23 protein-coding genes and 1 tRNA gene are annotated in these 22,336 nt (G+C 54.0%); 9 read left to right on the top strand and 15 right to left on the bottom strand.

What is annotated here, in order from left to right; translation table 11 throughout:
- Positions 1 to 52 precede the first annotated feature (52 nt).
- From murC to AAA927_RS04915, 4 genes are all read right to left on the bottom strand, one after another.
- Positions 53 to 1,357 carry a UDP-N-acetylmuramate--L-alanine ligase gene (gene murC / locus AAA927_RS04930; RefSeq protein WP_125582322.1) on the bottom strand — a complete coding sequence of 435 codons (1,305 nt, stop codon included), beginning with the start codon at positions 1,355 to 1,357 and terminating at the stop codon, positions 53 to 55.
- A gap of 24 nt (positions 1,358 to 1,381) precedes the next feature.
- Positions 1,382 to 3,658 carry a DNA translocase FtsK gene (locus AAA927_RS04925; protein ID WP_338216269.1) on the bottom strand — a complete coding sequence of 759 codons (2,277 nt, stop codon included), beginning with the start codon at positions 3,656 to 3,658 and terminating at the stop codon, positions 1,382 to 1,384.
- Positions 3,659 to 3,782: 124 nt separating this feature from the next.
- Positions 3,783 to 4,412 (bottom strand): YtpR family tRNA-binding protein, encoded by a 630-nt coding sequence (gene ytpR / locus AAA927_RS04920; protein WP_338216267.1) that lies wholly within the window; start codon positions 4,410 to 4,412, stop codon positions 3,783 to 3,785.
- Positions 4,413 to 4,434: 22 nt separating this feature from the next.
- A complete protein-coding gene (locus AAA927_RS04915; RefSeq protein ID WP_125582316.1) occupies positions 4,435 to 4,755 on the bottom strand; it encodes a thioredoxin family protein in 321 nt (106 codons plus the stop codon).
- Between the two features lie 114 nt (positions 4,756 to 4,869).
- Between AAA927_RS04915 and AAA927_RS04910 the strand changes: the two genes are divergently transcribed.
- The gene (locus AAA927_RS04910; RefSeq protein ID WP_338216263.1) at positions 4,870 to 5,178 is read left to right on the top strand and encodes a hypothetical protein; all 309 of its coding nucleotides are present in this window, start codon (positions 4,870 to 4,872) and stop codon (positions 5,176 to 5,178) included.
- Here the strand turns inward: AAA927_RS04910 and trmB are convergent.
- The 4 genes from trmB to AAA927_RS04890 all read right to left on the bottom strand — a co-directional run bounded on the left by trmB (position 5,175) and on the right by AAA927_RS04890 (position 8,732).
- The gene (trmB, locus tag AAA927_RS04905; RefSeq protein ID WP_338216261.1) at positions 5,175 to 5,822 is read right to left on the bottom strand and encodes a tRNA (guanosine(46)-N7)-methyltransferase TrmB; all 648 of its coding nucleotides are present in this window, start codon (positions 5,820 to 5,822) and stop codon (positions 5,175 to 5,177) included. The two genes, AAA927_RS04910 and trmB, sit on opposite strands and share 4 nt — an antisense overlap.
- 71 nt (positions 5,823 to 5,893) lie before the next feature.
- Complete coding sequence (locus AAA927_RS04900; protein ID WP_338216260.1) at positions 5,894 to 6,661, bottom strand: phosphotransferase family protein; 768 nt, start codon at positions 6,659 to 6,661, stop codon at positions 5,894 to 5,896.
- A 137-nt stretch (positions 6,662 to 6,798) separates the two neighbouring features.
- The gene (locus AAA927_RS04895; RefSeq protein ID WP_338216258.1) at positions 6,799 to 8,001 is read right to left on the bottom strand and encodes an ABC transporter permease; all 1,203 of its coding nucleotides are present in this window, start codon (positions 7,999 to 8,001) and stop codon (positions 6,799 to 6,801) included.
- A 2-nt stretch (positions 8,002 to 8,003) separates the two neighbouring features.
- Complete coding sequence (locus AAA927_RS04890; protein WP_338216256.1) at positions 8,004 to 8,732, bottom strand: ABC transporter ATP-binding protein; 729 nt, start codon at positions 8,730 to 8,732, stop codon at positions 8,004 to 8,006.
- A gap of 85 nt (positions 8,733 to 8,817) precedes the next feature.
- Between AAA927_RS04890 and AAA927_RS04885 the strand changes: the two genes are divergently transcribed.
- The 3 genes from AAA927_RS04885 to AAA927_RS04875 all read left to right on the top strand — a co-directional run bounded on the left by AAA927_RS04885 (position 8,818) and on the right by AAA927_RS04875 (position 10,633).
- The gene (locus tag AAA927_RS04885) at positions 8,818 to 9,249 is read left to right on the top strand and encodes an HIT family protein (protein WP_125582306.1); all 432 of its coding nucleotides are present in this window, start codon (positions 8,818 to 8,820) and stop codon (positions 9,247 to 9,249) included.
- Positions 9,249 to 9,620 carry a YtxH domain-containing protein gene (locus tag AAA927_RS04880; protein ID WP_125582304.1) on the top strand — a complete coding sequence of 124 codons (372 nt, stop codon included), beginning with the start codon at positions 9,249 to 9,251 and terminating at the stop codon, positions 9,618 to 9,620. The genes AAA927_RS04885 and AAA927_RS04880 overlap by 1 nt, the downstream gene beginning before the upstream one ends.
- A 101-nt stretch (positions 9,621 to 9,721) precedes the next feature.
- Complete coding sequence (locus tag AAA927_RS04875) at positions 9,722 to 10,633, top strand: peptidylprolyl isomerase (protein WP_338216252.1); 912 nt, start codon at positions 9,722 to 9,724, stop codon at positions 10,631 to 10,633.
- Between the two features lie 108 nt (positions 10,634 to 10,741).
- Here AAA927_RS04875 and AAA927_RS04870 read toward each other — a convergent pair whose 3' ends face one another.
- From AAA927_RS04870 to AAA927_RS04860, 3 genes are all read right to left on the bottom strand, one after another.
- The gene (locus tag AAA927_RS04870) at positions 10,742 to 11,719 is read right to left on the bottom strand and encodes a 3'-5' exoribonuclease YhaM family protein (protein WP_338216250.1); all 978 of its coding nucleotides are present in this window, start codon (positions 11,717 to 11,719) and stop codon (positions 10,742 to 10,744) included.
- A 96-nt stretch (positions 11,720 to 11,815) separates the two neighbouring features.
- Positions 11,816 to 12,184, bottom strand: a complete 369-nt coding sequence (locus AAA927_RS04865; protein WP_125582299.1) for a YlbF family regulator — start codon at positions 12,182 to 12,184, stop codon at positions 11,816 to 11,818.
- A 387-nt stretch (positions 12,185 to 12,571) separates the two neighbouring features.
- Positions 12,572 to 14,647, bottom strand: coding sequence for a PBP1A family penicillin-binding protein (locus tag AAA927_RS04860; RefSeq protein ID WP_338216247.1), 2,076 nt, complete (start codon positions 14,645 to 14,647; stop codon positions 12,572 to 12,574).
- 122 nt (positions 14,648 to 14,769) lie between these two features.
- On the opposite strand from AAA927_RS04860, the gene AAA927_RS04855 reads away from it, so the two are divergent.
- Positions 14,770 to 15,600 (top strand): RluA family pseudouridine synthase, encoded by an 831-nt coding sequence (locus AAA927_RS04855; RefSeq protein WP_338216245.1) that lies wholly within the window; start codon positions 14,770 to 14,772, stop codon positions 15,598 to 15,600.
- Between the two features lie 186 nt (positions 15,601 to 15,786).
- Here the strand turns inward: AAA927_RS04855 and AAA927_RS04850 are convergent, their stop codons facing one another.
- The 3 genes from AAA927_RS04850 to AAA927_RS04840 form a co-directional block, all read right to left on the bottom strand.
- Positions 15,787 to 16,242, bottom strand: coding sequence for an arginine repressor (locus AAA927_RS04850; protein WP_203632457.1), 456 nt, complete (start codon positions 16,240 to 16,242; stop codon positions 15,787 to 15,789).
- Positions 16,243 to 16,259: 17 nt separating this feature from the next.
- Positions 16,260 to 17,942, bottom strand: a complete 1,683-nt coding sequence (argS, locus tag AAA927_RS04845; protein ID WP_338216241.1) for an arginine--tRNA ligase — start codon at positions 17,940 to 17,942, stop codon at positions 16,260 to 16,262.
- Between the two features lie 244 nt (positions 17,943 to 18,186).
- Positions 18,187 to 18,257: transfer RNA gene (locus AAA927_RS04840), tRNA-Gly, on the bottom strand.
- Between the two features lie 162 nt (positions 18,258 to 18,419).
- On the opposite strand from AAA927_RS04840, the gene AAA927_RS04835 reads away from it, so the two are divergent.
- The 4 genes from AAA927_RS04835 to AAA927_RS04820 all read left to right on the top strand — a co-directional run bounded on the left by AAA927_RS04835 (position 18,420) and on the right by AAA927_RS04820 (position 21,372).
- Complete coding sequence (locus AAA927_RS04835; RefSeq protein ID WP_338216239.1) at positions 18,420 to 18,800, top strand: hypothetical protein; 381 nt, start codon at positions 18,420 to 18,422, stop codon at positions 18,798 to 18,800.
- Positions 18,797 to 18,973, top strand: coding sequence for a hypothetical protein (locus AAA927_RS04830; RefSeq protein ID WP_338216237.1), 177 nt, complete (start codon positions 18,797 to 18,799; stop codon positions 18,971 to 18,973). Before AAA927_RS04835 ends, AAA927_RS04830 begins: the two co-directional genes overlap by 4 nt.
- Before the next feature lie 148 nt (positions 18,974 to 19,121).
- A complete protein-coding gene (locus AAA927_RS04825; RefSeq protein WP_338216235.1) occupies positions 19,122 to 20,060 on the top strand; it encodes a dihydroorotate oxidase in 939 nt (312 codons plus the stop codon).
- A 124-nt stretch (positions 20,061 to 20,184) separates the two neighbouring features.
- Positions 20,185 to 21,372: an amidohydrolase gene (locus AAA927_RS04820; RefSeq protein WP_338216233.1), complete on the top strand. Its 1,188-nt coding sequence runs from the start codon at positions 20,185 to 20,187 to the stop codon at positions 21,370 to 21,372.
- 84 nt (positions 21,373 to 21,456) lie between these two features.
- Here the strand turns inward: AAA927_RS04820 and sdaAA are convergent, their stop codons facing one another.
- The gene (gene sdaAA, locus AAA927_RS04815) at positions 21,457 to 22,326 is read right to left on the bottom strand and encodes an L-serine ammonia-lyase, iron-sulfur-dependent, subunit alpha (protein WP_338216232.1); all 870 of its coding nucleotides are present in this window, start codon (positions 22,324 to 22,326) and stop codon (positions 21,457 to 21,459) included.
- Positions 22,327 to 22,336 lie beyond the last annotated feature (10 nt).

The following is a 22,336-nucleotide window of genomic DNA, read 5'->3' as shown; positions in this document are numbered from 1 at the left end:
CTTTTCAGTATACCAAAGATAACAAATCAGCGGCTAAGACTTTAGGCGGATATTAGAGCTTAGCCTCAAAAGCACGCTCATATTTCTGCACATCCCCGGCGCCCATGAAGACAATCGCCGCGTTTTTATGCTTTAGGAGCGACGTCATATCGTCTTCGTGCAGCACTTCACCGCCATTTTTCAGTTTAGCGACCACATCTTCGGCGCTAACCGAACCCGATGTTTCGCGGGCGGAGCTGAAGATTGGGGTCACATAAACCGCATCGGCTTGACTCAGCACTTGGGCAAAATCGTCCAGGTAAGCAATCGTCCGCGAATAGGTGTGCGGCTGGAACACCGCTACCAATTCGCGGTCAGGGAACTTCTGACGGGCGGCATCGAGGGTTGCCTTGATTTCATTTGGATGGTGCGCGTAGTCATCAATAATGACCGTACCGTTGATGTCTGTTTCCGAGAAGCGGCGCTTAACGCCAGAGAAACTGGCCAGCTCGCGCGCAATATAGTCGGGATTCAAGCCTTCCGCATCGCTAACTGCCACCACGGCTAAGGCATTCAGGACACTGTGTTCACCAAACAGTGGCACGAAGAAGTGGCCCAAGAGCTGGTCTTTGTGATAGGCATCGAAGCTGGAACCTTCAGGCGTCCGCTTGATGTTTTTGGCTTGGTAATCATCCTGATCGGATTCGCCATAGTAATAAACCGGCACCTTGACATCAAGTTTACGCAGCCAAGGATCATCGCCCCAGGCAAAAATGGCCTTTTTGACCTGCTTGCCTTCGGTTTCAAAGGCGTCGTACACGTCTTCGATGCCGGTGTAATAATCCGGGTGATCAAAGTCGATGTTGGTCATAATCAGATAATCAGGGCTGTAAGCCAGGAAGTGACGACGATATTCGTCGGCTTCAAACACGAAAAATTTGGAATCTGGCGTGCCTTTGCCGGTGCCGTCACCAATCAGATAACTGGTTTTGTCGATGCCACTTAAGGTATGGGCCAACAACCCGGTGGTGCTGGTTTTGCCATGCGCACCGGCAACACCAATGCTGGTGTAATGACTCAGCAGTTCGCCGAGGTATTCATGATAACGGTAGAACTTAAGGCCCAGCGCCTTGGCGGCTTTGACTTCAGGATGTTCATCGGTGAAGCTGTTCCCGCAGATAATCGTGTAGCCGGGCTTGATATTCGCCGCATCAAACGGCAAGGTCTCGATGCCGGCGGCTTCCAGCCCTTTTTGGGTAAAAGTGTACTGCGTAATATCTGAGCCTAGGACTTGGTGACCCAAATCATGCAAAATCAGCGCCAGCGCGCTCATCCCTGAACCTTTGATACCAATAAAGTAATCAATTTCCTCTGTCATCATGTAGCCTCTTTCGTTTAAGCCCTACCGCGGCTGCGGCTGGGGCAAATCTTCTTTGTTAAGATAAACATCCCGCGGTTTGGAACCATTGGCGGGTGAAACATAGTGCCGCATTTCCAGCTCATCGATCAGCTTCGCCGCGCGGTTATAGCCAATGGCGAACTTGCGCTGCAACTGCGACGTGGACACGGTTTGCTCGCTGGCCACGTAACTCAGCACTTGCGGGAACAACTCGTCTTGCGCCTCAATTGCCTGGGCCTTGGCCACCAGCCGGCTGGGGTTAAACAGGTATTGCGGCGGCTGCTGGTTGCGGACAAAATCGGTAATCGCATCCAGCTCCCGGTCGATGAAGGTGCCTTGCAAGCGAATGGGCTGGCTGGCCCCGTTGCCCAAGAACAACATGTCACCCCGGCCGAGCAAGGTTTCCGCCCCGGCATGGTCGATGATGGTCCGCGAGTCGACCTGGCTGGCCACCATAAACGCGATCCGCGTCGGAATGTTGTTCTTGATGGTGCCGGTAATCACATCCACACTCGGCCGCTGGGTGGCGACAATCAAGTGAATCCCTGCCGCCCGAGCCTTGGCGGTGATTCGGGCGATATAATCTTGCACTTCACTAGCCGCCACCATCATTAAATCGGCCAATTCATCGATGATGATCACAATGCTTGGCATGACCGCGGCGTCATCGCCGTGCGCCCGGGCCTTATCATTGAATTGCGCCAAGCTGCGGACATTGGCCGCTGCCATTTTTTCATAGCGGGCTTCCATTTCGCCGACCGCCCACTTCAAGGCGGCGGAGGCCGCTTTAGGATCCGAAACCACTGGCGCAACCAAATGCGGCAGTCCATTATAGACCGCCAATTCCACGGCTTTCGGGTCGATCAGCAGCAGCCGAACTTGCCGCGGCGTTGCTTTGTATAGCAGCGAGGTAATCAAACTGTTGATGAAGACCGACTTTCCGGCCCCAGTGGCCCCGGCAATTAAGCCATGCGGCATTTTTGCAAGGTTGGTTACCACCGGCTTGCCGAACAGGTCGACCCCTAACGCGATGGTGAGCGGTGAGGACGCGGTTTGGAACGCTGGCGCCGCCAGCACCTCTTTGAGCATTACCGGGCGTGGCTTGCGGTTAGGAATTTCAATCCCGACCGTGCTCTTGCCAGGTATCGGCGCCTCAATGCGAATGTCCTTGGCGGCTAACGCCAGCTTCAAATCATCGGTGAGATTGGTGATTTTGTTCACCTTCACCCCTGGCGCCAGCTTAATCTGAAACTGGGTGACAGTTGGCCCGACGGTACTGGCGACCACCTGGGCCTCAACATTGAATGAAGCCAAGGCCGCATTCAGCGTTTCGGTTTGCTGCGCGACCCAGGTTTGCTGCTCACTAGTATCCTGGTGAACCGGATCACTCAACAAGTTAAGCGGTGGCAGCTGGTAAGCAGCCGTCAAGGGGGCCACTGGCGTCGTCGCTGCCGTTGCGGCCGCAACTTGCGCTACCGGTTCGGCTTGGCGCCCCGGCTGAGATGACGGCAGCGGTTGAGCGCCTGCCACCTGGGCGGCTGGTGGGTTGCCCTTGGCGGCTTTAGCGGCCGCTTTCTTCATCTTCAAGTAATCACGCACTGAGGCGCGCACCGCGAAGGGATTAGGTCTAGTGCCATGGTGCCGCGGCTGGGCTGCCGGCTCAGGCTTGGCTTTTGCCACCAGTTCCGTCACGGTAGCTGGCCGCTGGTCTTCGGTACTTGCTGCCGCGGCATTGGCGCTGATTTGCGCATCGAGGTCGGCTTGCGCGGCATCACTGGCAGTGGTCAATTGCGGCACTGGCGAGGTTGAAGCTGCTTGAGACTCTGTTTGCGAAGTAATTGCTTCTGACTCATCGTCAGTTAGGTCAGTAGCCACTGATGACACAGTTGGCTTAGCTGCTTCGGTGCTCATTTCAGTGGCAGCGGCCGGCTCAGGCTGAGCAGGCAAGGCATCAACGACCGGTGTTTCAGACGCATTGGGCGTCGGTTCGGCTTGAGGCGGTGTTTGATCAGTGGCCCAAGGCGTTTGATCATCTGGTGTCGCGAGGACGTAAAGCTGCGCAGGATCCACGGCTAGTTGGACGCGAATTTGTTCATAGTCAACCTGATGCTGGCGCCGAGTCGCCACGCTCGCCGGCGTCTGCAAAGCGTCAAAGGGATCGACTTGGTAAGCAGGTGCGACTGCCGCTGGCGCAGTGGGCCGCTGTGCTGGCTTGGCTGCTTGATATTCTGAATGCGGGTGGTGGCTGCGGTTAAAAGCAGGCCCATCATAATGCGGCATAGTCCGCTTCCTCTCTTTTTCATGCTGTTTTCATTTTAGCATAGGCCCGCCCGAATGCTTAGCCCCACCAGCAAAAACCGCAATTTTTAGCCAAAAAAAGACTCGATTGCTCGAGTCGAAGTGGTTAGGAAGCAGCAACCACTGCTTCTGCTTGTTTGAAATCAAATTCACTGCCAGCGGCAAGATCGTCTGGCATGATCAAGATGCCGCGCGCTGCTGGTGCTCCAGGAATGGCGAGTTCTCGCGCCGCGCACAGCATGCCAAAGCTTGGCACGCCGAGCAATTCCCCCGGCCAGATGATTTTTCCATCAGGCATCATGGCGCCAGGCAAGGCCGCCACCACCGTTTGGCCCAAAGCCGCGTTGGGCGCACCGCAGACGATTTGCTCCTGATGGGTGCCGAAGTCCACCTGAGTCACATGCAGGTGATCGGACTTGGGATGCGGCTGAAAATCAATGATTTTGCCAATCACGAATTTCGGCGTCTCTTCTAATGGCAATGCGCCAGCCAGTCCGGCGCCCTGGATGGCCTGGTTCAATCGCTTAAGCTGGTCAACAGTTAAGTGGACCTGACCTTGACCTTCAACCGGCGTGAAGCGCGCCACGTCGAAAAAGTTAAAGCCAAGGGCATCACCTCGGGCATCATAAATGCCGGTGATGCCGTTAGCTTGTTTGGTGGTTTCCTCAGCCGTATCTTGAGCCAATACCACAATCAGAGTATCGCCCAGTGCTGGTTTGTTATACGTGGTGATCAAAAAATTGCCTCCCTGCAACGTTTTAGGCTGGCAATCCCGTGATGAAGTCTTCGACCTGCTGCTTGGTCTTGCGGTCTTTGTTCACAAACCGCCCGATTTCCTTGCCGTTTTCAAAGGCAATGAAACTTGGGATTCCCATGACGCCCATTTCTTGCGCGACCTTAATATTATCATCGCGGTCCACTTTGATAAAGGTATAGTCTGGATAATCTGCTTCAATCTCAGGCATTGCCGGTTTGATGAAGGCGCAATCTGGGCACCAGCCGGCGGTGAAGAACAACATTTGCTTGCCGTCAGCCTTAGCTGCGGTTAAGATTTCTGCGTCTGAACTAAACTCTTTCATGTTTGCCTCCTACTAACTTTTAATAAGGAAATTATACGGCGTTACCAGCCAATTTGCAATGCCCTTCTGCACAGTTTCCGCTATACTAAAGAAAACAAGAAGGAGCCTTGCCTTATGAAAAAATCGCATCAAGCCCTAGCGTTTGTGGCGACGGCCACGTTGGTCGGTCTCGGCGCGCAGGCACTCAATCACCTGTACTGGCACCGCCTACTACCAAATCGGCTGTTTAACCAGATCAAACCTGTCATCGTCGAGCCTGCCCAAATCACCGGCGGCTGGATGACGATGGCCCCAGAGGCCGCACTGGTGGCTGGCAAAATTGTCGCCAGCTACCGCGGCGGCGTCACCACCGACCATGACATCTATCGCTTCCAAGTCAGCGAATCCGGCAATATCCTCAGCCTTAATCGCACTGAGCGTTAAGCTTGGGGAAACCGGGCGACCAGCTCGTAGATGCGCCCGCCTTGGCTGCTGAACTTGTGCTCATATTCGGTTTCGATGTTATCGGTGACCCGCGGATCGTGATGCAGGTCCAGCGCCACCAAGTCAAACACCATGCCATAATTGTTCATGCTGACCAGCGAGAATTCGAACAGGCCTTGGTTATCAGTTTTGAATTGCAAAATCCCATTCGGCGCCATAATGGCTTGATACTGCTGCAAAAAGTGGCGATAAGTCAGGCGCCGTTTTTCGTGCCGGGACTTCGGCCATGGATCGGAGAAATTCAAGAACAACCCGGCCACTTCAGCGGGCGCAAAATAATCCGTCAAATCTGCCCCATCCCCTAACACCAGGTGCAGATTTGGCAACTGCAAGGCGACCTGCTTGCGCAAGATGTACGCAATGGCCACTTCCTGAATTTCTAGGGCAATGTAGTTGCGATCAGGATGGGCTTTGGCCATTTCAATAATAAACTGACCTTTGCCAGAGCCCACTTCTAGGTAGAGCGGTTGTTGCTGACGGAACTTGGCCTGCCATTTGCCGGCCATGTCAATTGGCCGCACACTGATCAAATCCGGATTAGCCGCAATCAACGGCGCCGCCCAAGGTTTGTTTCTTAATCGCATAAAATCGTTAATCTCCTTTAATCTATCCTCGACATGAAGCGGACCCGAGCATTTGGCTCGGGTCCGTTTAATTATTTGATCAATTGCTGCAGTTGGCGCAGGGCTTGGTTCATTTCGGTGTAGCGCTGCTGGCCAAGCTGCTGATTAATTTCGTGCAGCAAGTGCAATTCGCCGTACCAAGTGATGCGGGCCAGTAAATCATCGGTCAGTTCGCAGCCATATGCAGCCAGCCACTGGGGCCACTCCCCGCGCGGCACATAGTTGATCAGGACCACGCTGAGATCAAAGGCGATATCGCCCAGGCTCGCTTGGTCCCAGTCGACGAGGTAAAGCTGCTGGGAGTCGGATAGGAGCCAGTTTTTGTGATTGAGGTCACCGTGGCACACCCGCAGGTCACTCGCGACTGGCGGGAGCTGGTGCAACGCCGCAATAGTGGTTTGCACCAGCGGATGCTGGCGCAATTCCGGGGCCAGATTAGCCAAATAGTGATCCACCAGCTGTTTCGGCGTTTGCGGGCGGCCGCCGACTTTGCGGAGCATTCGACGCAGCAGTACCGAATTGTGGACCTTAGCCAGTAGTTTGGCCACCATCGCCGAATTCATTTGGGTGCGGCTGAGCGTTTGCCCGTTAACCCAGTCCTGGGCGGTGAGAATATCACCAGTTGCCATGCGTTTGGTCCAAATCAGCTTCGGGGTAATGCCTTCAACCGATAAGGCCGCCAAAAAGGGGGACGCATTGCGTTTTAAAAAGAATTTCTCGTGGGCATAAACGCCCATGAAGGCGCCGCCGGTTGTGCCACCAATCGGCTCAAGCGACCATCCTGGTTCCAAATCAAACAATGCCCGCCGCCTCCTTAGGCCCTGCTCCCTGTAGCAAAGGCCAAAATTTCCCCAAAATCGGGACCGAACCATCAGATACTTCATCTTACCCAAGGCCCTACGCTGACGTCAAGCCCTCACCGGCTGGCCAGCGCTTTTTAGTGGCGTTGCAACCGCCATGGCACATACCAGTAAGCAAAACCACCAGCAAACACCGCGCCGCAGGCCAAAACCAGACCGGCAATCAACCACCGGCCCATCAGCGCCGGCCCTACTGCCAGCAGCACCGCCAAAATGCCGAGGAGCACCCCGGTCAGATGCCGAAAAGCTTGAGGCCGCTGCGCCGCTGGTACCGGGTAAAGCTGGGCGAAGACATTTTCGTCGTAAGCCCCGGCCAGTGGGAGTAACTGAAAGCCCACCAAATACACAAACAAAATGCCAACCAAGCCGGCCAGCCACCAAGTCTTCAGCAGCATCAGCACCGCCGCGCCCACAATGGCCAGCCGCACGTAAAGGCCCAGATAAGTGGTTTGCCGCAAAAAGCCTCGCCAGTACAGATACGCCCAAGTGTGGCTGTGATTGGGCCGAATGAGCTTGGCAATCCCGTCTAACCACCGCCGGCGCCGCACACCACCGCTCAGCCCGGGCACATCGGTAAACAGATTGTAGAAACGATACAGCCGATCCATCCGTTTGCCTTCATTGGCAATCAGGGTCAGCCAGTCAAGTCGCTCCGGCGCAAACTGCTCGCCAATCCGCCAGCGCAAAGTCAAATCCAGTGCCAGTGCCACCACCATCGCCAAGGCCGGATGCCAATACAGCGACCCCGTCACACTGACAAAGGCCACCGCCAGCAAACTCACGCGCCTTAGCCAGCTTGGCCAAGCCGCTTGGTAAGACCTGATCAGTGCCAGCCACAAATCGCTGTCTTTGAAAATGATGAGCGCCGCGGCCAATGTCAGTCCGCCACTGAGCGGGTCAATCTTCAATACCGCCAGCAGCGGCACACTGGCCAACGCCCCTAATGCCAACACCACACTTGGCAAGAGCAAACTATACCGGCGCGCCTTAAACAGAAATTTGGCAAAAGCTGAAGTCTGGGGCAGTAGAAACGTCCCATCAGCCGGCGCGACCAGCGTGGCCAACTGGCCGAAGCTCAGCAGCGCCGTTAAAATCAGCGCCAGCAGCGGCCGTAGCCACCAGGCGGGCACCAGCGTTTTCACTAGCTGACTATAGCCATAAAGCAGCGCGCCCACCAGAATCACCAGCACCAGGACAAAATGGTCATTAAAGACAAGCTGCAGATATTTAAACTGTTGTTTTTGATGTTGCCGCAAACGCGTGCGCCACAATGTGCCCATGCTTATGCCTCCCTCGTCATCGCCATGTAAATGGCATCAAGGTCCGCATCAGCCAGGTTGAACTGCGTTTGCAAGCTCGTCAGATCGCCAGTGGCGCGGACTTGGCCATTGTTCAAAAGGACAAACTGATCCGCATACTGCTGCGCCGTCGCCAAAATATGCGTCGACATCAGCACCGCGGCCCCGGCCTGCTTTTTTAGCTCCACGAGATCCAGTAAATCATGGACGGCGAGCGGATCCAGCCCGGTAAAAGGTTCATCAATGATATAAAGCCGGGCATTGGTCATAAAGGCCGCCACAATCATCACCTTTTGCTTCATTCCTTTAGAGAAGTTGGCTGGAAACCAATCGAGCTTATTGGCCAAGCGGAACTGTTCGAGCATTTCGTTGACCCGCGGCCAGGTGGTTTTAGCATCGAGATCGTAAGCCATCATGGTCAGCTCCAGATGCTCTTTCAGAGTCAATTCTGGGTAGAGTACCGGGGTCTCAGGCACATAGGCAATCGCCTGACGGTAGGCTTCAGGCGCCTCGGCCAGGGTTTTGCCATCGATTTTGATGGCGCCTTGCATCGGGGTGAGCAGTCCGATGATGTGCTTGATGGTGGTGGACTTGCCCGCCCCATTGAGCCCAATCAGGCCAACAATTTGGCCATCTGGGACTTCAAAACTCAAATTCTTGATCACCGGCAAATTGCCATAACCACCGGTCACGTTCTCCAAAGCCAATGTCATAAGCCTGTCCTCTTTCCGCTACTTTTTACTTGATTTTATGATAGCATGGAAATAACCGAAACGTTTACGAAAGAGGGAAAACACCATGGCTGAAGACTGTATTTTTTGCAAAATTATCGCAGGCGACATTCCTAGCGTCACTGTCTATGAAGATGACGTGGTCAAAGCGTTCCTTGACATCTCCCAAGTGACACCAGGCCACACCCTGCTGGTACCTAAGGTGCACGTACCAGACATTTTTGCTTATGATGCCGACCTGGCTGCTGCGGTGTTCTCCCGCGTGCCTAAAATCGCCAAGGCGATCAAGGCCAGCGACCCGCGCATTGTCGGCATGAATATCATGAACAACAATGGCACCGTGGCTTATCAAAGCGTCTTCCATTCTCATATTCACCTCTTGCCGCGCTACTCCGACCAGGATGATTTTGCCATCCACTTTGGCGATCACACCGACCAATATGACACGAAGCAGCTGCAGGCCATCGCCGCTGCCATTCACGAAAGGATTGAAGATTGATGAAATTCAAAACTGGTTTTCTGCTCGGCGCCATCGCCGGGGTTGCATACGGCTTGTTGACCGCGAAAAAGACTGGTCCCCAGCGCTTGCAAAGCATGGTCACCTACTCGGACGATTTGACCCACGCAACCACTGATGTTCAACATGCCGTCACCCGTTTTGGCCATGCGCTAAGCGATTTGAAGCAAGAAATCCAAACCACCTTGGCCCCGAACTTAAAAGACATCACCGATAGTGCCACGGATTTTGCCTTCCAAACCGAGGCACACACCAAAGCCATGCAGGCGCATTTGGACACCATCGCTGAGGCCATGGATGACATCAACGCCGCGGCGGCTGACCCCAAACCCGTTGAACCAGTACAAAACTGAAATTATGAAGGTTCTGTGAAATCCCTTCGAGCCTTTAAGCATTGTGGTATATTAGACAAAGTGTTGCACCAAAATTACAAATCGAAAGTGGGCTGTACAGTATGAAAAAGTGGATCGCCGGCATCGCTGGTATTTTACTGGCTGTGTCATTAGCCGGTTGCTCAAGTGGTAGCGAAACAGTTGCTAACATGAAAGGCACCAAGATCACAAAGGACGAATTTTACAACGAAATGAAGACTTCCAGCACCGGTGGTGAAGCCACCTTGCGGAACATGATCGTTGAAAAGGCGCTTGAACAGCAATACGGCAAGAAAGTTTCCGATGCTGCCGTCAACAAGCAATACAACAGCGTCAAGAAACAGTACACGGATGCCGGCCAAGACTTCGCCGCCGCTTTGAGCCAAAACAGCTTGACGGAAAAGTCCTTCAAGGCCCAAATCAAGACCTCCCTGCTCTCTGAAGCCGCCCTCAAGGCGCAAAAGAAGCCAACCGAAGCGCAACTGAAGAAGCAATGGAAGAAGTATGAACCAAAAATCACGGTTCAGCACATCCTGGTGGCTAAGGAAGACACCGCTAAAGAAGTGATTGCGGCCCTGCAAAAGGACAACACCGCAGCCAACTTCAAGAAGTTAGCCAAGCAATACTCAACCGATACCGCGACGGCTTCCACTGCCGGTAAGCTGGCCGCTTTTGACAACACCGACACGCAGCTCGACTCCACCTTCAAGGCAGCCGCCTTCAAGCTGAAGAAAGCCGGCGACTTCACCACTACCGCCGTTAAAACGAGCTACGGCTACCACATCATCCGCGCAATCAAAGTGCCTGCTAAAGGCAAGATGAGCGATCATAAGAAGGACCTCACCGACCAGCTGTACAAGACCTGGGAAAGTGATGAAACCATCATGACAGGCGTCATCAAGAAAGTGCTGACCAAAGCCGACGTCAACATCAAGGACTCCGATCTTAAGAACGTCCTGTCTGTCTACCTTGGCTCTAGCTCAAGCTCCAAGTAATCACTCAAGCAATTCCAGCACGGCCACCTTGGCCGTGCTTTTTTTGTCCTCAGATTCAAAAAAGCTGAGCAGCGTGGCTCAGCTTTGGTCGTCGATATGGTGGTTGGATTACCGCTCCGCACTGGGATCCGGATAAGTCTGGCCATTCGTTGGCCGGTAGAAGCGGCGGTTATCCATTCCGAATAACCGCTCGGTGAAGGTGCCGGGATCCACATGCTGATACGCCGTTGACAGCATATTGATGCTGGCATCCAGCTCATCAAGGTCATGCAGAATCTGGGCTTCGAGCAATTCTGGCCGCACCGGCGAACCATATTCAAGCAAACCGTGATGGGACAAAATCATATGCCGTAGCATGATCATGTCTTCCGCATGGATGTCGATCTTCAGACTTTGAGCGGCTTCGACGATGGCTTCATCCACCAGGACAATATGGCCAATCATGTTGCCTTCCATGGTGTACTCGGTCGATACCGGCCCAGTGAGCTCCATGGTTTTGCCTAAATCATGCAAAATCGCGCCGGCATACAGCAGCGACTTGTTGACCTGGCTGTATTGGCCGGCCACGCTTTTAGCCAGGCGCAGAATGCTCAACGTGTGAAACGCCAAGCCGCCGGCAAACGCATGGTGATTAGACTTGGCGGCGGGATAGGTCAGAAACTGCTGCTTGTGATTAGCCAGCAGCCGCCGCACAATGCGATTCCAGTTGGCATTGGTGATTTGGAAGATAAAGTCATTTAGCTCTTCGCCCATATCCGCCTGACTTTCCGGAGCATGCTCGACAAAGTTGGCGGGATCATTGCCTTCTTCCTGCGTTGCCAGACGCAAGGTATAGATCTTCAGCTGCGGTTTGCCTTGGTACAGCTCGCGCTTCCCCGACAGCAGCACCACCACGCCTGGCTGGTATTGGGCAATGTCGTCTTCTGACGCGTCCCAAAACTTGGCGGTGATGTGGCCTGATGGATCTTGGAATGTGAATGCGATGAACTTCTTGCCGTTTTTGGCGACGCGGACTTCAGCGCCTTTGACCAGCACCGGCAACTTCAGCTCGGCGCCATTGGCATAGTCGAAAATTTGTTTTGCCATTGTTTACCCTTCCATCTGTGTGTCTGTTGCCTTTAGTGTACCAGTCTCAGCGCCAAAGCAAAAGAAGCGCCACCCTGGACGCTTCTTGCTGACTACTTATTTCTCGGCTGGCGTGTCTGCGCCTTCGCCTTGATAGATTTCGCTAATCGGTTGGGCAATGATGCGGTTGATGTCATCCATCACCGTAGACAAGCCTTGTTCTTTAGCCATCAAGTCCTTGATGGCGTCGATATTTTGCATCTTTTCGGACAAGTCCTGAAGCGGCTTCACATCATCTTGACTGATTTCCTGACCTTGCATTTGCTTTTGTTGCAGCGTCATTTGCAGGTTTTGGAATTGTTGGAACAAGGCAAAACCGACTGGATCAAGCTTGAGCATGTCGTAGCTCTTTTTCAGGTCTTGGAACTGTTGGCTTTGCTTCAGATCAGCAGCCAGTTGATTAGCGGTATCGTATACGTTTGCCATGAGGCACCTCTTTCAATTTTTATGAACCGGCGCAAGCGCCTTCGTCTTTCCATTGTACCTGCCCAACGCGCTTTGAGCAATTGTTCTTCATAAGCTGCGAAGGTCGGTGGTTTTAGTCCGACGAGTAGCGCGATTACAAGATATGGCCGGGTCGGGTGCTTCCGCCGGCAAGGGCTGGAACGTGGTGGCCAGCGCTTTGAGCCTCTGCGAGTCTCAAAGTCGCGGCTTGTTCTAAGCCGGAAACCCACCGGCTAAGAACAATTTCACCACTGAGCCCTTGCCGGCTCCAGCACCCGACCCTAAGTTACAGTTTTCAGCTCACTTGATCTTGAGCTGGCAGCTGGTGAGAACCCACTGGGCGGCCAAAGGATTGACGGGTGGTCGCAATCAGTTAAACATCCCTTTGAGGCCACTGAACCAATTCGAGACGGTGTCTTTGGCTTGTTCAACGCCGTTTTGAATGCCGCTTTGGATATTGGACCAGACGTCGCCGCCGTCGCTGGTGGCTGGGGTCTGGAGGGTGGCGCGGGCTTTAGCGTCGGTGGTGTTGAATTTCGTTTGCGGCGTGTTCGGCAAGATATTGCTCATTTCCAGTTTGAACAGCTTGGAAGCGCCTTGTCCTTGCTGGAGGTAGTGGCTGGCATTGGTATTGGCGAAGCCGGTCCAGGTGGCAACCACGATATCTGGCGTGTAGCCAATCGCCCAAGAGTCCTCAGCGCCTTTGCCGTTGCCCCAGGTAGCCGGGGTTTCAACCGTGCCGGTTTTACCAGCGATGGTGTAGCCATATGGTTTCGCATAAATCCCTGTGCCTTCGTTGTAAACCCCAATCATCATACTGGTCATTTCAGTGGCGACTGACTTTTTCATGATGCGTTTACTGGTGGGTTCATTGTTCACCACCGTGCGGCCGGTGGCATCCACAATTTTGCGGATGAAATGCGTTTCCGGTAGCGTCCCGCCACTGGCGAACGCGGCATAAGCGCGGGCCAGTTGGAGTGGTGAATAACCGGTTGAGATGCCGCCAAGCACCGAGCCCAGTTGAACCTTATCCTTATCCGCGAGGGTCAAGCCAAAGCGGGACAGGCTGGCCACGCCTTTGCTCAGACCAATTTTGTCCATCAACCAAACTGCTGGTGCGTTGGTTGAAAGCGCGAGCGCTTGATACATTGGCATCTGACCGCGGTAAATGCCGTCTTCGTTGGTTGGCGTGTATTGATCTTTACCGTAGCTCTGTTTTTTGTCGGTGAGTTCACTGTCGTAGGAGTAGCCATTCTCCAAGGCCGGCGTGTAAGCCATCAACGGCTTTAGGGTCGAGCCAGGCTGGCGCTGCAGCTGGGTGGCGTAGTTGAAGCCCAAGTATACATGCGGCCCCCGCGAGCCGACCACGGCCAGCACCCCACCGGTATTGGGATCCACCGCCACTGAAGCCGCCTGGGCTTTAGTGCCATCTGCGGCATTGCTTGGGAAAACATAGCCGGCGTCAAAGGCGGCCTGCATCTTGGTTTGGTAAGTGGTATCTAGCGTCGTGTAAATGCGGTAGCCTTTGTTGACGATGTCGTCCTGACTGATGCCATCTTCTTTATAGGCTTCGGTGATGACCGCATCGACAAAATAAGGATATTTTTGCTGATTATCGGCGGTATAAGTATCTTTCAAGGTCAGGCCGGTATTTTTTGCCGCGCTGACTTGCGCTGCAGTTAGTTTGCCGGTTTCTTGTTCCAGACTGAGCACCAAATTACGCCGGGAAATGGCGTTATCCATGTGATCGATGGGATTATAAAAACTGGGGCTACGCAGCATCGCGGCAAGCGTCGCGCCTTCGCCGACGGTCAAAGCCGAGGCGGATTTGCCGAAGTAGCGCTTGGAGGCGTCCTCCACCCCCCAGACCCCATTACCGAAATAGGCGTTGTTGAGGTACATCGTCAAGATGTCTTTTTTAGAGTAAACTCGAGTCAGTTGCACGGCGAGGAAGATTTCCTGGCCTTTGCGCAAGAAGGTCTGCTTTTGCGACAGCAAGGTGTTTTTCGCCAGCTGCTGGGTAATGGTGGAACCGCCGCCGGTGATTTGACCGCGGTTAATGACGAGATGCACCAACGCCCGTAAAATACCCTTGATGTCAAAGCCCCAGTTGGAATAAAAGCTACGGTCTTCCGTCGCAATCACAGCGTTTTGGACGTTAACGGAAATGTGATCGAGATCAACATAGGTCCCTTTTTGCCCATAGAACGTGCCTGCCACTTGATTTTTGTTGTCGTAATAAGTGGTTTTGGTTAGCATGGTGCTTTTGATTTCTTGCACATTGGCTGTTTTGGCTTTGTAAGTAAACCAGGTGGAGAGCAGTAAGGTAGCCAGCAAGCCGAGAAAAATGACCCAGCGAATCACTTGAAAGCGGCGAAAGAACCACTTAATCGCCTGCCAGGCTTTGCCCATCGCCGTTTTAAAGGCGGAGTCGCTATTTGCCATGATGCTGCCCCCTTTCTCAAAAAAATGACGCAACTGCGTCATAGCTGTGATTATTTTAGCATATCCTGCCTAGCGCTCTGTCCGCCTTCCGTCCGATTTTAGAATTTCTATAAGGAGCTGTCATGCCAGAATTCGAGTTTCACTTACTTGCGTCAGCGCAGCCCAGTGTGCGCGCGCTCCTCACCGCCCTTCAGCTGCCTAAAAGGTGGCAAGCCCATCTGCGCCTGACTGAAGGGGTACTGATTGGCGGCCAGTATCGGCCTTTCAATCAGCCGGTCATGGCCGGGGAGCCGGTCACTTTGCGGTTTGTCGCCCCCGCGCCGCTGTACCAGCCTGAACTGGGCAAGCTGGCCATCGCGTATGAAGATGCCAGCGTTGTCGTGGTGGTCAAACCGGCAGGCATGAAGCCGCATCCCAACCAACCCGACGAAACCGGGACGGTGATGAATCTGGTCGCCGGTTATTTGGCGCCCAAGCCGGCCTACATCACCCATCGGCTAGATATGGCCACCAGCGGCTTGATGCTGATTGCCAAAGACCCCTTAAGTCAGGCCATCTTGAATCAGCAATTGGCGACTAAAGTCATGGCGCGCAGCTACCAGGCTCTGGTGCCCCGCGGCATTGCCGCCCGCGGCGACATTAGCTTGCCCATTGGCTTAGACCCCGACGACAAGCGCAAACGGATGGTGCGGGCGGACGGCTTGCCTGCGTTCACACACTTTGAGCGGCTTGAGGAAACTGCCACCAGCAGCCGGGTCCTGCTAACGCTGGGCACCGGCCGCACTCACCAGCTGCGGGTGCATTTAGCCGCCATTGGCTATCCCATCATCGGCGACCCTTTGTATAGCCCCACAGCGCCGGCTGAGCGGCTCATGCTTCATGCGACCAGTCTCACCTGGCGGCAACCCCTCACCGGCAAGCCGCTGACAGCCACTGATGCTGCCCCTTTTTAGCCAAAATAAACAGGCCGCGACAAGTGTCACGGCCCGAGAATCCACTCCTAATCTTTTAGCAGAGTTACGTGCCAAAAGGCCGAGGCCGAGCATGTAGCTACGCTAGTCACCGAGTCCAAAATTCGAACTAGGTGACTAGCTAGGCTACATGTCGGCCCCAAAATCGCCTTTTGTCACAGCCCACGATTAATCGACAAACGCGCGATGATAAGCGGCATTGAACCACTCGGCGCTTTCAACATCAGGGCTGATGACCACAATGGTGTCATGCCCAGCAATGGTGCCCACGACTTGCGGAAAACTGATGCCGTCAATGATGGCCGCCATCAAATTACCATTCGAAGGCAGCGTCTTGATGACGTTCATGAATTGCACTTGCGTGATCGACAGGCCCACCTCTTGCACGGAATTACTGAGGCGCTCCAGTTGGGAAGCAGAATCGCCGCGAAAAACCGTGTACCGCAGATTGCCTGTGGCGTCCTGCGCCTTCACCACCCGCATTTCGCGAATGTCGCGGGAAATCGTGGCTTGCGTCGCGTCAATCCCCGCGCGTTTCAATTCAGCCAGCAGCTCCTCTTGGGTGCCAATCGGCTTTTGGTTAATGATTTTGGCCATTAAGCTTTGCCGCTCTGTCTTATTCATCTTCGCTGCCTCCTTGGTTACATTTCGGCTGGTGCACCAACGCCCAGCAGATGCAGGGCATCCGTCAGCACAGTTGACACTGCTTGGACCATGGCCAACCGCGCCGGCAATTCGGCGTCGTCAACCAAGACTTTGACATTCGCGTAATATTGATTGAACGCCTTGGCGAGCTTCAAAGCGTACTTGGCAATCACGGAAGGTTCGTATGCCTTGAGCGCCCGGGCGATGACCGCTGGATAGTCAGCTAAGGCTTTCAGCACTGGCCAAGCCGCAGGATCCGTCAATGCCACTTCGGCGGCGGGGTCCTGACTGCTCTTCTTTAAGATGCTGTTGGCCCGTGCATTGGTGTACTGAACGTAAGGTCCAGTTTCGCCTTCAAAGCGCACGACTTCTTCCAAGTTGAAGTCGAAATTATCCAACCGTTCGTTCTTCAGGTCATGGAAGATCACCGCGCCGACGCCGACTTCATGGGCTACCTGGTCAGCATTGGCTAGATCCGGATGCTTCTCGGCAATCTGAGCTTTGGCCAAGCCCACGGCGTCTTTCAGTACCTGCTCCAGCAAAATGATATTGCCTTTCCGGGTGGACAGCTTCTTGCCGCCAGAGGTGATCAACCCAAATGGAATATGGTGAATATTGTCGGCCCAATCATCGCCCATTTCCTTCAGCACGGCTTTGAGCTGCTGGAAGTGTTCACGTTGTTCATTCCCGACCACATACAAGCTTTGAACAAAATTGTAATTGTCATGCCGGTAAATCGCCGCGGCCAAGTCCCGCGTCATGTACAACGTGGCGCCGTCGGACTTGCGAATCAACGCCGGGTTCAGGTCGTACTTGGTCAAGTCGACGATTTCGGCGCCTTGGCTTTCTTTGAGCAGCCCTTTGGCTTCAAGTTCATCGGTTACGGCGTCCATCTTATCGTTGTAGAACGCTTCGCCTTTATAAGAATCAAACTCGATGCCGAGTTCGGCATAGATGCGGTTGAATTCTTTCAGCGATTCTTCGCGGAACCAGGACCACAGCTTGTAAACTTCTTGGTCGCCATCTTCCAGCTGCTTGAAGACTTGCCGTGCTTCGTCATCCAATTCGGGGTGCTTTTCCGCTTCTTCGTGGAACTGGACATAGTATTGAACGAGGTAGTGAATCGGGTCCTTCTTCACATCGGCTTCAGAGCCCCACTTGCGGTAGGCCACAATCAGCTTCCCAAATTGTGTGCCCCAATCGCCGAGGTGATTGATTTTGATGGGGCTATAGCCGGTTTTCTTCAGGATGTTGGCCAAAGCATTCCCAATCACAGTGGACCGCAAATGACCCATGCTCATGGGCTTGGCAATGTTAGGACTAGACATGTCAATCGGCACATTCCCGGTGCCCAAGGTTTGGTCACCGTAATGGGCTGGGTCAGCCGCGATGGTGGTCAAAATGCTGTTAGCAAAGCTGATTTTATCGAGGAAGAAGTTGACATAGCCGCCCACAGCTTCAACCTTTTCAAACGGCGTCGCGTCGATTTGAGCCACCAGATCAGTCGCAATCATTTTGGGCGCCTTGCGGAATACCTTGGCTAAGGCAAAGGTTGGGAAAGCATAGTCCCCCATGGCGTTGGTTTTAGGCGTTTCCACCAAGTTCGAAATTTCTGCCGGTGTGAGTTGATCGCCAATGGCGTGATGCAAGGCGTCAACGACTTGTTGTTTAAAATCCATGTACATTCATCCTTTCTACAAAAAAACTCGTCACTTTCAAAATCACTTTGAAAGAGACGAGTTTCCCCGCGGTACCACTCTTGTTGACAATAATGTCCACTCAATTGATTCAATTAGGCTCAAAAGCGCGCAGGCCCCTGCCGCTGACTGCTCACACTGCCCGCAGTCTCACTGAAAACGTCTGGGTGCCGTCCTCTTTCTCCATGCCGATAAAAAAGCTGGTACGCCTCCGCACCAGCCTTGCAGCGGTTGACGAGAATCGAACTCGCGACGTCAGCTTGGGAAGCTGAAGTTTTACCACTAAACTACAACCGCAACAACACGATTCAGTATACCGGCGCCACTAGAATTTTGCAAGCGCGGGCCGCAAAAAAACCGTGAAAGTCGTGATTGATTATGAAAATGAGAGATTGAAAAGTGCATTGCGATAGACTCTAACCATGTTATAATGAAATCAAGATGAGAGGATGCGATTTTATGGCGAAGGCCACGCGCCGTTATTTCTTTGCGGCCCGCAACGAGAAAAATGCCCATGGTTACACGATTCAATTCGTTAATATTCCCCAGCTCACGGCGCAAGGCGTTACTTATCAAGAAACGGTTTACTACGCCTACCGCGTTTTAGCCTCCTTTCTTCAGTCTTTACCCAAAAATGCCGCTGCCTTGAAGGCCTATACCCTCAATACAATCCCTGACACTGATGACCCCAATGTGTTCTATTCATTGGTCAGTGTCACCGAGGATTTCGATCCGCATCAGATGATGATGCATTTCACCTTGCCGCAAGCGCCACCCGATGAAATCAAGCGCATGGCCGGCCAGCTGGCCCACTTAACTGGCATGGAGCCGACGCCATGATTGGTCGGATCACGCTGGGGTTATTTCTTGGTGGCATCGTGGTCGCAGCGGGCGGGTTGGTTGCCTGGCTGGTGGTGATGCTCCGCGGCCATGATCCAAAATGGTCCAAACGGCTCACCTTAACGGCAGCCAGCATCGCGATTGCGGCTTTATTTTTGAATTCATTGAGCTAGTCGACGACCGGTCGGCTATTTTTATGGGAAAGATGTCGCGCTAAGTACGGCGAACTTTGCAGCCTGTCATGACATAGCCATTTCCCGCGTTTTGTGGTTAAATAAGCAGAGATTATCTGTCTGAGTCAATCGAAAAGGAGCGCTAATCTTGGTAAATTTGCAAACGCAGCTTGGTCAATATCACTTCGCCAACGTTTTTATGAATGCCAGCGGGGTTCATTGTATGACCAGCCAGGAACTTGATGAAGTCGCCGCCAGTAGCGCTGGCACGTTGGTGACCAAAACCGGCACTTTGGCAGCACGCGCAGGCAATCCTGAACCGCGGTTTGCGCCGCTGCAATTAGGGACCATCAATTCGATGGGCCTCCCTAATCAAGGCATCGATTACTATCTCGACTATGCCATCGCCTTTCAGGCCAAACATCCCGACCAACCCATTTTTCTGTCCGTCGCCGGCATGAAGCCTGAGGACTTCCCAGTCCTAGCGCAAAAGATTGAAGATTCTGCCTTTACCGGCCTAACTGAATTCAACCTAAGCTGCCCGAATGTCCCAGGTAAGCCGCAGATTGCTTACGACTTTGACACGACGCGCAACATTTTGCAGGCAATCTTTGCGATCTTCACGAAACCCGCCGGCGTTAAGTTGCCGCCTTACTTTGACCTCGCGCAATTCGATGAAGTCGCCGCGATTCTGAATGATTTTCCGCTTCAGTTCATCAACTCCATCAATAGCCTAGGTAATGGCCTTTTCATCGACCCAGCGACAGATACAGTGCTGATCAAACCTAAAGGCGGGTTTGGCGGCATTGGTGGGCAGTATGCTAAACCAATTGCGCTGGCCAACGTCCGCGCCTTTCGCCAGCGGTTGCGCCCAGAGATTGCCATTATCGGTACCGGTGGCGTGACCACTGGCCGTGATGCGTATGAGCTAATTTTGTGCGGCGCCAGCCTCGTTTCGGTTGGGAGCATTTTGGCCACTGAAGGCATTGGTGTCTTCGACCGGCTCAGCCAAGAATTGACTGCCGAAATGGCGGCCAAAGGCAAAAATACGATTGCGGATTTCCAGGGCCAGCTTAAAACGCTGTAACTTCAAAACTTAAGCTACTTTACTAGGGGGGGTGACACACACCCCTTTTTATGTGCATTCAGGGTCTTCAATGGCGTAAGCTTGAGGCAGTCCTTAGAGCTGATTCAAAGAAAGGGGTACTGCTATGACTGTACAAGAAACCCTGCTAGCGCGGCTGGAGGCGAGTCAAGCCGAAATCATCGCGATTCGGCGCCACTTGCATGAACATCCAGAAGTCTCATTCAAAGAAAAGGAAACCGCAGCGTCTATTCGCGATTTTTATCTCAAGCTCGGACTCACGCCGGTACCATACGGCGAAGGTTATGGCCTCGCCGTTGACATCGACTCAGGGCATCCCGGACCGCACATCGCCCTGCGCGCGGACTTCGATGCCTTGGCGGTACAGGAGGATAATGACTTGCCTTTCGCCTCGCAAAACCCTGGCGTCATGCACGCTTGCGGTCACGATGGCCACACCGCGTATCTGCTGGTCTTAGCCCGCGAGCTGAACGCGTTGAAAGCCCAACTCAAAGGCAGCATTCGCATCATTCACCAGCCCGCTGAGGAAGTGTCTCCAGGCGGTGCTAAAGGCATGATTGAAGCTGGCGTGTTGAACGACATCGATCAGGTGCTGGGGTTGCATGTGATGTCCAGTATGCCCACTGGTTCGATTGGCTACCATGCCGGCGAAACGCAAACCGGCCGGTCTAACTTCACTCTGACCTTCACCGGCAAAGGCGGCCACGCCTCGATGCCGCAACTGGCGAATGATGCCATTGTCGCCGGTAGCTATTTTGTCACTGCGCTGCAAACCGTGGTTTCACGGCGCATCGATCCCTTCGATACCGCCAGTGTCACCATTGGCTCATTCGATGGGGTTGGTAGCTACAATGCCATCAAACAAAGCGTCACCTTGAAAGGCGATGTTCGGGTGATGAAAGAAGCCACGCGGAAAACGGTCCGTGCCGCCATTGAAAAAATCATCGGCGGCATTGAAGCGATGTTCGGGGTCAAGGCAGACCTAGATTACGACGATAATTATCCGGTCTTGGTCAACGATGCAGCCCTCACCACCAGCACTGTGGCGGCGCTCAAAGCCGCGGCCCTGCCAGAAGTCAGCGACATTTTCGACTGCGGCCCGCAAGATCCTTCTGAGGATTTTGCGTACTACGCCCAAGAGAAACCGAGCCTCTTCTTCTATATCGGCTGTGCGGTACCTGATGGCCAGGCCCATCCGCATCACAGCCCTGATTTTCTGCTCAACGAGGATAGTCTGATCATCGCGGCCAAAGCCGCTGGCGTGGCGGCCCTGGCCGCACTCGACGTCAAGTAAACACAAAATTGCCGCACCACCTGTTGCAGGTGATGCGGCAATTTTTGCATGCTTACGAAACGGCACTCCGCACATAGCAATGGCTTAATCATCCCCAAAAATACGTTTGCGAATGCGGCGGCCGGTTGGCGTCACGGCCAGACCGCCTTCCGCGGTTTCCTTAAAGGCGCTCGGCATTTGCTGGCCGACTTGATTCATCGCCCCAATGACCTCATCTGGTGGAATGACGGTCCGCACGCCGGCCAGCGCCATGTCAGCGGAGGTCAAGGCTTGAGCCGCGCCCATCGCATTGCGCTTCACGCACGGCACTTCAACCAAACCCGCAACCGGATCGCACACTAGGCCCATCAAGTTGGCAATGGTGATGGCAACCGCTTGCGCCGCCATATCCGCGGTGCCGCCTTGCGCGCAGACCAAAGCGGCTGCGGCCATTGCCGCGGCCGACCCGACTTCCGCCTGACAGCCACCTTCTGCCCCAGCAATGCCAGCATTGTTGGCAATCACCAGGCCAAAAGCACCGGCAGTGAACAGGTAATCAATTTGCTGATCACGGGTCAACTTTAGCGGCTCACGCACGGCCATCAAGGTGCCTGCTACCACGCCAGCGCTGCCGGCGGTCGGTGTCGCGCAGATCAGCCCCATTTTAGCGTTCACTTCATTCACCGCGACGGCATTGCGCACCGCCGCCAGCGCCACTGACCCCAGTAAACTGCGACCACTAGCCAAATAAACATCCAGCCGCTTGGCATCGCCGCCGGTCAGACCGGTGACGGACTTCACCCCGGCAATGCCTTCAGCGATGGAATCGGCCATAACATCCAGATTGCGCCCCATCAGTTCGCGAATCTGCTCCGGGGTGCGCCCACTGGTTTCACTCTCGGTTTGAATCATCAACGCGGCCACACTGTCGAACTGCTCGGCTTGCGCCACCAGTTCTTTAACTGTATAAAACATGCGCGCCCTC

Origin of the sequence: Lacticaseibacillus salsurivasis (assembly GCF_036246225.1) — a bacterium.
GTDB classification, from domain to species: domain Bacteria; phylum Bacillota; class Bacilli; order Lactobacillales; family Lactobacillaceae; genus Lacticaseibacillus; species Lacticaseibacillus salsurivasis.
The sequence above is the reverse complement of the archived record's forward strand: the minus strand, read 5'-3'. Positions and strand labels throughout refer to the sequence as shown.